The following is a 13,067-nucleotide window of genomic DNA, read 5'->3' as shown; positions in this document are numbered from 1 at the left end:
TGAATGGTTACAGATACAATTTTATTAATTTTGACGGATACAGATTTTATAATGAAGACTACACTATATCAAAAAATTGCCGAAACATTATCAGATCAGATTCAAAGCGGCACTATAAAGACCGGGGAAAAAATGCCTTCTCTTAGAGATCTAAAGAGAGAATATGGGGTTAGTATGAACACGGTTATTCAGGCCTACCTGGAACTGGAATCACAAGGGTTAATTATCTCCAGACCTAAATCAGGGTATTTTGTTAATTACAAACCCAATCGATTATCTGTACCCTCAACCAGTAATCCGGAAGGAATTGAGGAGCCGGAATGTGTGGAAAGCCTAATCGCTAAAGTATATACCTCATTAAATGATACTAGGATTACCCGATTCTCTTTGGGAGTACCGGAGAATGAATTGTTGCCTATAGCAAAATTGAACAAGGAACTGGTGAATGCCATGCGAAACCTTAAAGGAGGTGGAACTGAGTATGAAAATATACAGGGGAACCAGAAACTACGCAGGGATATTGCCCGGTTCACCTATACTTGGAATGGTAATTTACAGGAGGAAGATATTATTACTACCGCAGGAGCAATGAATGCCCTTTCATTTGCATTGATGGCACTTACCAAAAAGGGAGATACCATTGCAGTAGAAAGCCCTGTTTATTTTGGAATATTACAATTAGCAAAAAGCCTGGGACTGCACGTTATTGAACTTCCTACAAATCCTATTACCGGCGTGGAACTGGAAGCTTTGAAAAAAGTAATTCCTAAAATTAAAACCTGTATTCTGATTTCTAATTTTAACAATCCATTGGGGAGTTGTATGCCTGAAACACATAAAAAGGAAGTGGTTTCTATGCTAGCCAAGTATGGAATTCCTTTGATAGAAGATGATCTGTATGGAGATGTATATTTTGGAAGCAACCGCCCTAAGCCCTGTAAGGCGTTTGACAAAGAAGGATTGGTTTTATGGATAGGATCGGTTTCTAAAACTCTTGCTCCAGGCTATCGGGTAGGTTGGATAGCCCCCGGAAAATTCAAAGAAAAAATCATTCATCAGAAATTAATCCATACCGTTTCTTCTACAACCATAACACAAGAAGCAATTGCCAACTTTTTGGAGAAAGGACGTTATGAGAATTATTTGAGAAAGTTGCGAAAAACATTACATTCCAATAGTTTGCACTATGCCAGGGCAATAGCAGAATATTTTCCGGAGAAAACCAAAATCAGCAACCCTCAGGGAGGATTCATGTTGTGGGTAGAATTGGAAGAAAAAATAAATACTGTAGAACTATACGAAAAGGCTATCCGCCAAAATATAAGCATTGCCCCGGGCAGGATGTCTACCTTACAAAATCAATTTAACAATTGTATGCGTCTAAGCTATGGACAACGTTGGTCAGAACATATAGAAGATAAACTAAAACAATTAGGAAGAATTGCTAAAAGAATGTCGTAATTGTTAAATAATCTGTTCTATGATTTACTAGGTATAGATAGCTATTTGTAAGGACATCTTTTTATATAAAGTTTGAACTCAAAAAGCTATCTTTGTAAAAAATATTCTTGAAGCGTTTTGCTTTGAGTCCGGCACTGAAACTTAGGAAATTTCGATAACAGCAGGACAACAAGTGAAGAACGCTCATGCTATTGCGTGGGCGCACTTATTGTTGTTGGGTTTCCTAAGACCTCAGTGCTGTAAGTTGCTGCCTGCGCTATTTTAAATCAGGCGGTATTAATCCATAAAAATATTGATATGAAAGCAGCCGCCCAGCATTTTCCCGGATTTCAATATTCAGCTTCAGAACTCCTCAAATACATTACCGTAGCTAACGATTTTACCTTAATGCTATCCTCAGGAGAATTTATTAAATTTACTCCTATTAACGATTCATTATTTGAAGATTGGCTCATAGCAAATAAGGTTCAAAATATCAGAAAAGAAGAAGGCTGGATAACCGAATAACCAGCCTGAATACTTTACTTCCCTTTTCCTAACTCATTCAACTTTTCTTTGAGTTCAATAAGTCCGGCTTTTTCGAGATATTGACCGGCAATACTTTTCAATTCTACCAGGTTTTCTTCGGGCACATTAGATAGAAGTCCATCATTTTTCTCATCATCTTTCAAGACTAATCCACGCTCAATTACATGGTTTAGTAATAGCACATTTTTACGTGAGATCCTCAAATCAATCTTCACTGTGTCATTCATGCCAGGGATACTTAAGATCGTATCATAAACTTTGGCTACATCATTTGTTGTCAACATAATCACACGTTTTAAATCATTCAACATTAATAACAAAAGTATTAAGAGTAAAAGAAATCATCCTCATCAAAATATGAAGGAGATAATTATTAGAACTATGAAAAACAAATCAAGCGCTATTATTATTACAGGAGGTCCCGGAATGGGAAAGACATCCGTGTTAGAACAACTTTCAGTTATGGGATATCATTCCGTTGAAGAAACCGGTAGAAGCATTATCCAAAAAGAACTGAAAACAGATGGAAATCGTTTACCTTGGCTTGATAAAGAAGGGTTTGCAATGGCTATGTTTAAGCAATCCCTTAAAGATTTTCAAAATGTATCGGAGAAGAGTGGATTAACATTTTTTGACCGTGGTATTCCCGATGTTATCGGATACCTAAAATTGTGCAATATTTCCATTCCTGAAACAATGTGGCAGGCAGCGAAAGAAAAGCGATACTATCCTAAGGTTTTTATTACCCCACCTTGGAAATCAATTTATGTTAATGATGCCGAGAGAAAACAGACTTTTGAAGAAGCGGTTGCCACGTATCATATAATGAAGGAAACCTATTCTTTCTTGGGATATGAATTGGTTGAATTGCCTAAAACTACAGTTTTAAAAAGAGCAAAATTCATTCTTAATTATCTTTTAACCTATTGATTACCATCCCATTCAAAATATAGAGAGGATAGGTAGAAGCCATACCACTTGTTTAACTTTACGTCAGTAAACTGAATAGTGAAGGTGAAAATGTGTGGTTATGGATTTCAGGAAACAAAAACTTTCCATTGCGGAAGCAAAAGAAATGGACATGGTTCAGTACTTGTCCTCATTAGGTCATGAACCTTCGAAAATCAGGAACAATGACTACTGGTATCATTCTCCGTTAAGGGAAGAAAATACAGCCTCATTTAAGGTAAATCGAAAGCTGAACCGATGGTACGATCATGGCCTTGGTGAAGGAGGCAATATTATCGATTTTGGGATTGCATATTTTGGTTGTTCCGTTGGAGAATTTCTAAAAAAATTGGATAGCGGTATTTCTTTTCAAAAGCCATTTAAAAATCGCTCCAAAACAGAAAATCAACCGGAGCATCCACTTAAAATTGTAAAGGATGATGAGCTCAATTCATATGCATTGATTCACTATTTGGAACAGCGAAAAATCCCTGTTGAAATTGCAACCCAATATTGCCGGGAAGTATATTATGAATTGAATGCAAAAAACTATTATGGGATTGGTTTTAAAAATGATTCCGGTGGATTTGAAATACGTAATCCTTATTTCAAAGCAAGCAGTTCTCCAAAGGACATTACCAAAGTAAAAAATGCTTCCGATGAGGTGACCGTATTCGAGGGCTTTATGGATTTTCTTTCGTTCAAATGTATCAGTAGAAATGAGCTAAATAAGACTCCTGATTTTGTCATTTTAAATTCCCTTTCCCTGTTCGAAAAAGCACGTCCATTTCTGGAATCGCACAAGTCAATAAACCTGTATTTGGACAATGATGCTGCCGGGAAAAAAGTTGCCAGGGAAGCATTGTCTAATAGCAAGAGATATAACGATTATAGCAAGCTTTACCAAAACCACAAAGACCTTAATGACTGGTTGGTGCATATTGGAAAGCAGCAGAAGAAGAAGAAGAAGAAGAAGAAACGCTTAGGGAATAAACTGTAATAGTGTTTCTAAGCATTTTTGAAAACTTCACTATTTAGTAAATCGCCGGAATCCCTGAAAGTACATAATAAGCCTCTGGGAGACTTTGGCAAAACGATGAGTTTGCTACGTTCCTGCAAACGGCAAGATGAACGGTTGTTAAACAACCGACATCTTGCTGCCTATCACTCGGAACTCGTGGGCAGGGCGTATAGAATGAATTTTTGAGTTTGATAACAGGATAAAGAAGAAGGAGATGGAAGGAAAAAAATCAAACAGGACACGCATTATCGGGTTACGTTTAACACCCGATGAGTATGCGAAAATCGAAAAGAAATGGCAAAACAGTACCTGCCGAAAGCTAAGCGAATATGTTCGACACAGCCTTTTTGAAAAGCCCATTGTAACGACGTATCGCAATCAATCTGCCGATGATTTTATGGCAGAAATGGCTCAGCTTAGAAAAGAACTTAACCACGTAGGCAACAACTTTAATCAGGCGGTAAAAAAGCTCCATACACTTCAAAAAGTTACAGAATTTAAAAGCTGGCTGATTGCCTATGAAGTGGAAAAACGAACCCTGTTCAATAAAGTGGATGAGATTAAAAAGCACATCCAAAAAATGGCGGAAATATGGTTGCAGTAATCAAAACAGGGCACTCCATTCACCGCATTTTAAACTACAATGAAAACAAGGTGAAACAGGGAGTTGCGGAATGTATCGGGGCAGGAAATTATCCGGTTGACCCGGATAAAATGAGCTTTACCATGAAGCTCAATTGCTTTTTAAAACAGATGGAATTAAATGAAAAAACAAAGCGGAACAGTGTTCATATTTCACTCAATTTTGATGTTTCAGAGCACCATTTATCAAAGCAAAAATTGCTTGAAATAGCTGACAGTTATCTGGATAAAATCGGTTTCGGGGAGCAACCTTACCTGGTCTATCAACACCACGATGCAGGACATCCGCACATCCATTTGGTCACTACCAATATTGAAGCGGATGGCAAACGAATTGACCTGCACCATTTGGGTATCCGTAAATCTGAACCAGCTCGTAAAGCACTGGAAAAAGAGTTCGGTTTGGTGCAGGCCGAATCCCAAAAGAAAGATGAAAATTATAAGTTAAAACCCGTAGCTGTCGGCAAGGCAAAGTATGGTAAATCGCAAACCAAAATGGCTATCCAAAACATTCTGGAAAATGTAATAAATCCATACAAATATACCAGCCTTCCGGAATTGAATGCAGTACTCAATCAATATAATGTAAAGGCAGAACGGGGAACAGAAAATTCAAAAGTTTATCAGACTGGCGGATTGTTATATCGGGTACTAGATACTGATGGTAATCCGGTAGGCGTCCCTATCAAAGCCAGCTTGTTTTATAATAAACCTACCCTGAAATTTCTAGAGCAGAAATTCAAAGAAAATGTAACAAAAAGAACACCTTTTAAAAGACGGATAAAAAATGCTGTGGACAAGGAATTGTTGTCAAAAAAGATATCCATTCCAGAACTAATAAAAGCATTAGAAAAACAAGGGATTTATGTTGTACTCAGGCAAAACACTAACGGAATTTTATATGGCATCACCTATGTGGATCACCAAACCAAATGTGTTTTTAACGGAAGTGCTTTGGGTAAAGCCTATAGTGCCAAAGCTATTCAGGAAAGGTGTTGGTCGGAAGGTGTTTCGGGACAGGATTTACTAAGGCATCCCGACCCGAAACAGACCATTGGGTTACAGCCACAGACTACCGCTGCGGCAGAAACCAAAGAAGCTGATAAAGAGGTTCAATCTGCTACTATACCAACAGGAAAAGAAAATGTATTGGAGGTTTTAACTCAGGCAGAAAACACCTCAGATTATTTACCTAATCAGCTTAAAAAGAAACGCAAAAAGAAGAAAAAAAGAAATCTGAATAATAACCAGTAGAAAAATAAAGCTATGGCAATGCACACCGGAGAAAATGAACAGGCGCTGAGAAAAATACTGGATATGACCAGGCTTATCAGTATTACCATATTAATCATCCATTTCTATTTCTACTGTTACAGTGCTTTTGAAATATGGGGATGGCAAAGCACTTTTAGTGACCGTATTTTAAGCAATATTTATAAGACGGGATTGTTCAGCAATTTTCATAAATCGAAATTTATTGCCCTTGGTTTTTTGGGTATATCCCTTTTAGGAGCCAAGGGGAGAAAGGATGAGAAATTAAATCACAGAACAGCCTTTGCTTACCTGATTACCGGATTGCTCATTTATTTTATCAGCTATCTCTGTATGAAGTTGAACACACCTATAATAACGACTGCTATCCTGTATATGGCATTTACAGGAGTAGGCTTTCTGCTGGTATTGACAGGAGGCACCTTGCTTTCCCGAATTATCAGGAATAAAATCAATAATAAGGACATCTTTAATAAGGAAAATGAAACCTTTCCTCAGGAAGAACGATTGCTGGAAAATGAATATTCCATTAACCTTCCGGCGCAGTACCAATTAAAAGACAAGCAACGGAAAAGCTGGGTCAATATCATTAATCCATTCCGGGCGATTATGGTATTGGGAACTCCCGGTTCCGGAAAATCCTACTTTGTGATACGTCATGTAATTACCCAGCATATCCGTAAAGGATTTACCATGTTTGTGTACGACTTTAAGTTTGATGACCTTTCCAAAATAGCCTATAATACCTGGCTGAAAAACCAACATCGATATACCAAACCCCCGGCATTTTATGTGATTAATTTCGATGACCTTACCCGTAGTCATCGTTGCAATCCCTTAGAGCCTTCTGCGATGACCGATATTACCGATGCAGCAGAAAGTGCCCGCACTATTTTGATGGGGTTAAACAGGGAATGGATTAAACGCCAGGGAGACTTCTTCGTGGAATCCCCGATTAACTTTTTAACGGCTATTATCTGGTATTTAAAAAAATACAAGGATGGTGAATTCTGTACCTTACCGCATGTAATTGAATTGATGCAGGTAGATTATGATAGCCTGTTCACATTATTACGAACCGAGAAGGAAATTGAAGTGCTGATTAATCCATTTGTTAATGCGTACCTCAATGATGTTATGGAACAATTGGAAGGTCAGATCGCTTCCGCAAAAGTGGCAATGGCAAGGCTTTCATCCCCACAACTATACTATGTGTTATCGGGTAATGATTTTGATTTGGATATTAATAATCCTGATGACCCAAAGATTGTATGTATGGGAAACAACCCACAAAAAATACAGATTTATGGAGCGGTATTATCCCTCTATGTAAACCGGCTAATCAAGCTGGTGAACAAAAAAGGAAAGCTAAAGAGTAGTCTCATTTTTGATGAATTCCCGACCATCTACCTGAACAATATGGATAGTCTGATTGCTACTGCCCGAAGCAATAAAGTTTCTACCTGTCTGGGTATTCAGGATTTTAGTCAGCTTCGAAAGGATTATGGTCGTGAACAGGCAGATGTAATTATGAATATTACGGGGAATATTGTTAGCGGTCAGGTTACAGGTGATACTGCCAAACAACTCTCCGAACGCTTTGGGAAAATCATGCAGGATAGGGAAAGTTATTCTATTAACAGCGGGGACACTTCCATCAGCCGATCCAAACAATTGGAAGCAGCCATACCACCTTCCAAAATATCAGGGTTAAGCTCCGGTGAATTTGTGGGCATGGTGGCTGATAATCCAGATTGTAAGATTGACCTAAAAGCTTTCCATTGTGAGATTATTAATGACCATGACAGCCTTAAACGTGAGGAACAAAATTATAAGGACATTGAAATCATCCGAAAGTTGGATTCAGGTATGGTACAGCGTAGCTATTTCCAAATCAAACAGGATATTCAGGACATTATACAGTCAGAAATGGAGCGGTTGCTGAATGATCCGGGATTGAGCCATTTGGTGGTAAAGAAATAATAGCATATTCGTTTTTTTTCCTTGGATAAGAATGATTTTTTCTGTTGTTTTCAAAATTTGAAAAACTCTACAAAATAATTTTATCAAATATTGAATGTTTTTTATATATTTGTAGTGAATTTGAAATAAGCTACAAATTAAATGAAGGTAAAATTAGGAGATATTGCTCAATTACAGTTTGGTTTATACGTGAAGCCTAAAAGTATTGGTGATGCGGTGTATTTGCAGGCTAAGCATTTTGATGATTGGGGGAATCAAACGGATGAGGTTGACGCTTTCGTTCAGATAGATCAAAAAAAGAAAGCTCACCTTCTTGAAGATGGAGATATTCTGTTGGTTGGAAAAGGAATGAGGAACTTTGCTTGGACTTATAATAAAGAGTTCGGTCCAGCCATAGCATCTTCAATATTTTTTGTTATCAAGCCTGATCCTTTAAAAGTAATACCTGAATTTTTGACTACCCTATTTAATATGCCACAAACGCAGGCTTATTTCCAGACTCTTGGTGCTGGGAGTTCTATTCCTTCCATTCGTAAATCTGAATTAGAAGCTTTTGCAGTGAAGCTTCCTCCTTTGGAATTACAACAAAAAGCAATAGCTATTAAGTCCTTGCATTATAGAGATATGGAAATATCAAAACAGATTATTTTAGAAAAACAAAAAGTATATCAGGGTATAATAGGAAAAATCATTAATGGCGTTATGATTAATTAGATAATGAAAAAATTAAGTGAAATATTAAAAAGGCAAAAGGAATTAATGGGTATTGAGAATAGCTATGCTATTGAAATATCTTTTGACATCAATATCTTTTCGGAATTAATTCTTGAACATAAAACTTATCAAAAATTCCAGAAAACTCAGAATAGGTACACCTATCATCCTGAAGATAAAAATATTCCTGTTAAGGGACATTATCACATTTACCCAAGGAATAGCAAAAAAGAGATTTATGCCGTAAATACCGATGGCACAGCACATCACAAGAGTAATAGAGGTTTTGAGATTCCAAAAAAGGAAGCTATTGAATTAAAGAAACTTGGTGTGCAAATTCCCGATAACAGGATTCTCGAACATAAGGAAATATTCATTAACGAAAATATAGAATCATATACCTCTATATATATAATAATAAACGATTAGCATGAGTAAAAAACCAATTACACAAAACGAGATTAATAATATTGTTTGGAAGGCATGTGACACCTTTAGAGGGGTTATTGATCCATCCCAGTACAAGGATTATATCCTTACTATGCTTTTTGTGAAATATGTATCAGATGTATGGAAAGACAAAAAAAATTTCTATGCAGAAAAGTATAGCGGTGATGAAATCAGAGTGCAAAGAGCTTTGAGGAATGAGCGTTTCCAATTGCCCGATACTTGTACTTTCGACTATTTATTTGAAAACAGAAATGCGGCAAATATTGGAGAGTTGATCAACACTGCACTGGAAAGTATGGAGGACGCCAACCGAAGTAAACTGGAGCGTGTATTCCGAAATATTGACTTCAATTCAGAAGCTAATCTTGGTCAGACTAAAGATAGAAACAGAAGACTTAAAAATCTATTGGTTGACTTTTCTGCGTTAGATCTACAGCCTTCCCATTTAGAGGATAATGATGTTATTGGTGATGCATATGAATATCTAATTGAAAAATTTGCCAGTGACGCCGGAAAGAAGGCGGGGGAATTTTATACACCTGCTCAAGTTTCAAAACTTTTAGCCAAGCTGCTCAACCCCCAACCTGGTGATCGTATTATTGACCCGACATGTGGTTCAGGTTCTTTGTTGATTAAACTTGCTAAAGAGGTAGGGAATAAAAATTATTCACTTTATGGTCAGGAAATCAACGGAAGCACTTGGGCTCTTGCTCGTATGAATATGTTTTTGCATGAGATAGATGATGCTACTATTGAATGGGGTGACACTTTAAACAATCCTAAGTTGCTGGAAGAAGACAGCCTGCTTAAAGGGAATATAGTAGGAGCAAATCCTCCGTTTTCATTAGACAAGTGGGGAGCTGACAACGCTATTTCTGATCAGTTCAACAGATTCCATAGGGGAACTCCTCCAAAGAGCAAGGGAGATTATGCTTTTGTGTCTCACATGATAGAGTCTACGTATCATGACACAGGTCGCGTTGGTGTTATTCTGCCACATGGGGTTCTTTTCAGAGGAAGTAGTGAAGGTAAAATAAGAAAGCAGTTAATTGAAGAAAACTTGTTGGAAGCTGTGATTGGATTGCCAGCTAATTTGTTTTATGGAACAGGTATTCCTGCAAGTATTCTAATTTTTAATAGAGCAAAAGGAAAAAATAAAGATATCCTCTTTGTCGATGCCAGTGAAGGATATGAATCCAGCACAAATCAAAATCGTCTTCGTGATAGTGATATAGACAAGATTGTTAATACATATAAAGCATTTCAAAAAGCCACTCCTTTAACTTCTAAAGAAGGTGAAGTCTTAGAAGAAAAATATGCTTACCGTGCTCCATTATCAGAAGTCATAGAAAACGAATATAACATCAATATCCCTCGCTATGTAGATACATTTGAAGAGGAAGAAGAAATAGATATACTTGCTACTCAGAGCAATATATCCCAATTAAAAAAGGAACTTGTCTTAGTTGAAAACCAAATGAATGATTACTTATCTGAACTAGGATTTTAATATATGGAAGTCAAAACAGGATATAGATTAACAAATATTGGTTTAATACCTACAGATTGGGATACTATGCGTCTTGGCGAGTTATTGGATTATGAACAACCGACTAAGTACATTACAAAAGATATTGACTCAGAAAGCGGGGTGCCAGTTCTTACTTCAAACAAGTCATTCTTGTTAGGCTACTCATCCGATACAAGTGGAATCTTTGATAAGCACCCAATAATACTATTTGATGATTTCACTACAGATCGAAAGTATGTTGACTTTCCGTTTAAAATCAGAAGTTCAGCAACAAAAATTCTAAAACCCAATCGAAAGAGCCTGAATTTAAAATACATATTTAATGCTTTTAACACAGTAAAATTTAGAGCAGATGATCATAAAAGATACTGGATCTCTGAGTTTCAATTCCTGAAAATCCCTATTCCTTCAGAATCTGAGCAAAATAAGATTGTAGATATTCTTGACACATGGGAATTGGCTATTCAGAAAAAGGAAAGCCTTTGTAATCAACTTTTGAAGAGAAGAAAGGGCTTAGAAATAGGATTGTTTCGTGGGGAAGTTCGCTTTGCAGAATTTCAGGAAAATACAGAAAAGACAAACACATATTTAGGTGCTATTCCTTCTGATTGGGAACTAAAGTACATATCAGAAATTGTTAAGCGCGTCAGAAAGCCGTTCACCCCAGAACCTGAAACACATTATCGGGAAATAGGCATTCGCTCACACTGTAAAGGTATTTTTCATAAAGAAGAAGTTAGCGGAGCTAGTCTTGGCAACAAGTCTGTTTTCTGGATTGAACCGGACTGCTTTATAGTTAATATAGTTTTTGCATGGGAACACGCTATTGCCAAAACCACAGAAGCGGAGATAAGTATGATTGCCTCTCACCGTTTCCCGATGTACAAGCCCAAGAAAGAAATTCTTGATCTGGACTACCTGCTTTATTTTTTCAAAACCGCCAGAGGTAAGCATCTTTTAGGCTTAGCCTCTCCTGGTGGAGCGGGAAGAAACAAAACCTTAGGTCAAGGAGAGTTTGCTAAGCTTAAAATTCCAGTTCCTTCATTAGCAGAGCAAAAAAGAATAGTAGAGGTTCTATCAGAAGCCGATAAAGAAATTGAATTGTTGAAGCAGCAAGTAGCTGTTCTGAAAGAGCAAAAGAAAGGATTGATGCAAAAACTTTTGACTGGAAGGATAAGAACCATTTAAAGCTGACAAATTAATTATGAATACATCAGATACATTTAAGGAGTTTGTCTCTAATATTAAGATTCCCGAAAATCAGGCGGATACAATTTCATATAGGTATGGTAGAATTACGAAGGCTCTTAATGAGAAGCATCGTGGTACTGATTCTAAAACAGCGAACTCTTTGCAGGTTGGCTCTTATGGACGGTACACTGGTATAAAAGGAATTTCTGATTTGGATATGTTGTACATCATGCCTAATAGCAAGTGGCCTGAGTACAATGTAAGCGGAGGTCAATCTAAACTATTGAACGATACAAAATCGGCTATTTCCAACACGTATTCCGCTTCCGATATAAAAGTAGATAGATGTGTGGTTACAGTGAATTTTTTAGATTCTCACATTGATGTTCAACCTGTATTTGAATTAGAGGATCAGGATTACAAATATCCCGACACATATAATAGTGGCTCTTGGAAAATAACAAAACCAAGAAAAGAAATGTCAGCAATGCGGGAAGCTGAGGATCAAAAGAATAAAAACCTTCGAAGGTTATGCAAAATGGCTAGGGCATGGAAGAATAAAAATGGAGTTTGTATGGGAGGACTTCTAATAGATACTCTTGCTTATAATTTTTTACATTCAACGACAGATTACGATAGCTCAAGCTTTTCCTTCTATGATTTAATGTGCAGAGACTTCTTCAAGTTCTTATATGACCAACCAAAAGACCAAAAAGAATATGGTGCATTAGGTAGTAAACAGCGAGTTAAGGTCCGAAAATCTTTTAGAAGAAAGTCGAAGAAAGCATATGATTTAGCAGTAGAGGCTATTGACTCTGTATCAGACAAAAAGAAACATAGAAAATGGAGAGATATATTTGGAAATAACTTTCCAAAATACCAGAATGAAGAGTCTGAAGCTTGTTACATTAACGAAAGCTACAGGAATACAGAGGAATTTATTGAATCATATTATCCAATAAATATAAGATACGACCTCAAAATTGACTGTGAGATAAAACAGAATGGTTTTAGAAACGGATTACTCCGAGAGTTTCTCGTCAAAAGAATCAAACTGTTGCCCAATAAATCATTACGATTTTATATTAATCAAATGGACGTTCCTCGCCCATATTTTGTGAAATGGAAGGTGACCAACAGAGGGGAACAAGCCATTAAGAGGGATTGCATTCGAGGACAGATTATTGATGATGCTGGATCTCTCGAAAGAAAAGAATCCACCAATTTTAAAGGAAGCCATTTTGTTGAATGCTATATCATCAAAGACAATATGGTTGTAGCTATGGACTCAATAGACGTACCTATTTCGGAAGAATAAAATGAAAA

The 13,067-nt window shown here is 36.9% G+C and carries 13 protein-coding genes; 12 read left to right on the top strand and 1 reads right to left on the bottom strand.

What is annotated here, in order from left to right; translation table 11 throughout:
* Positions 1-51 precede the first annotated feature (51 nt).
* Both Q763_RS09420 and Q763_RS09415 read left to right on the top strand, forming a co-directional pair.
* A complete protein-coding gene (locus Q763_RS09420; RefSeq protein WP_198133453.1) occupies positions 52-1,461 on the top strand; it encodes an aminotransferase-like domain-containing protein in 1,410 nt (469 codons plus the stop codon).
* Between the two features lie 297 nt (positions 1,462-1,758).
* On the top strand, positions 1,759-1,968 hold the full coding sequence (locus tag Q763_RS09415) for a hypothetical protein (RefSeq protein ID WP_035133562.1): 210 nt from the start codon (positions 1,759-1,761) through the stop codon (positions 1,966-1,968).
* Positions 1,969-1,982: 14 nt separating this feature from the next.
* On the opposite strand, the gene Q763_RS09410 is transcribed toward Q763_RS09415, so the two are convergent.
* A complete protein-coding gene (locus Q763_RS09410; RefSeq protein WP_035133783.1) occupies positions 1,983-2,273 on the bottom strand; it encodes a hypothetical protein in 291 nt (96 codons plus the stop codon).
* A 97-nt stretch (positions 2,274-2,370) separates the two neighbouring features.
* Between Q763_RS09410 and Q763_RS09405 the strand changes: the two genes are divergently transcribed.
* From Q763_RS09405 to Q763_RS09360, 10 genes are all read left to right on the top strand, one after another.
* Positions 2,371-2,919: an AAA family ATPase gene (locus Q763_RS09405; protein WP_035133781.1), complete on the top strand. Its 549-nt coding sequence runs from the start codon at positions 2,371-2,373 to the stop codon at positions 2,917-2,919.
* Between the two features lie 100 nt (positions 2,920-3,019).
* Positions 3,020-3,937, top strand: a complete 918-nt coding sequence (locus Q763_RS09400) for a toprim domain-containing protein (RefSeq protein ID WP_035133779.1) — start codon at positions 3,020-3,022, stop codon at positions 3,935-3,937.
* A gap of 235 nt (positions 3,938-4,172) precedes the next feature.
* Positions 4,173-4,562: a plasmid mobilization protein gene (locus tag Q763_RS09395; RefSeq protein ID WP_035133560.1), complete on the top strand. Its 390-nt coding sequence runs from the start codon at positions 4,173-4,175 to the stop codon at positions 4,560-4,562.
* Positions 4,550-5,854 carry a relaxase/mobilization nuclease domain-containing protein gene (locus tag Q763_RS09390; RefSeq protein WP_035133558.1) on the top strand — a complete coding sequence of 435 codons (1,305 nt, stop codon included), beginning with the start codon at positions 4,550-4,552 and terminating at the stop codon, positions 5,852-5,854. Before Q763_RS09395 ends, Q763_RS09390 begins: the two co-directional genes overlap by 13 nt.
* A gap of 18 nt (positions 5,855-5,872) precedes the next feature.
* Positions 5,873-7,855 (top strand): conjugal transfer protein MobC, encoded by a 1,983-nt coding sequence (mobC, locus tag Q763_RS09385; protein WP_035133777.1) that lies wholly within the window; start codon positions 5,873-5,875, stop codon positions 7,853-7,855.
* Positions 7,856-7,996: 141 nt separating this feature from the next.
* A complete protein-coding gene (locus tag Q763_RS09380; protein WP_035133556.1) occupies positions 7,997-8,569 on the top strand; it encodes a restriction endonuclease subunit S in 573 nt (190 codons plus the stop codon).
* Positions 8,570-8,572: 3 nt separating this feature from the next.
* Positions 8,573-8,998 carry a hypothetical protein gene (locus tag Q763_RS09375; RefSeq protein ID WP_035133554.1) on the top strand — a complete coding sequence of 142 codons (426 nt, stop codon included), beginning with the start codon at positions 8,573-8,575 and terminating at the stop codon, positions 8,996-8,998.
* Between the two features lies 1 nt (position 8,999).
* Positions 9,000-10,529, top strand: a complete 1,530-nt coding sequence (locus tag Q763_RS09370; RefSeq protein ID WP_035133553.1) for a type I restriction-modification system subunit M — start codon at positions 9,000-9,002, stop codon at positions 10,527-10,529.
* A gap of 3 nt (positions 10,530-10,532) precedes the next feature.
* Positions 10,533-11,738 carry a restriction endonuclease subunit S gene (locus Q763_RS17470; protein WP_052123349.1) on the top strand — a complete coding sequence of 402 codons (1,206 nt, stop codon included), beginning with the start codon at positions 10,533-10,535 and terminating at the stop codon, positions 11,736-11,738.
* 16 nt (positions 11,739-11,754) lie between these two features.
* Positions 11,755-13,059: a nucleotide-binding domain-containing protein gene (locus tag Q763_RS09360; protein WP_035133551.1), complete on the top strand. Its 1,305-nt coding sequence runs from the start codon at positions 11,755-11,757 to the stop codon at positions 13,057-13,059.
* Positions 13,060-13,067 lie beyond the last annotated feature (8 nt).

The organism is Flavobacterium beibuense F44-8 (assembly GCF_000769915.1).
Lineage (GTDB): Bacteria > Bacteroidota > Bacteroidia > Flavobacteriales > Flavobacteriaceae > Flavobacterium > Flavobacterium beibuense.
The sequence above is the reverse complement of the archived record's forward strand: the minus strand, read 5'-3'. Positions and strand labels throughout refer to the sequence as shown.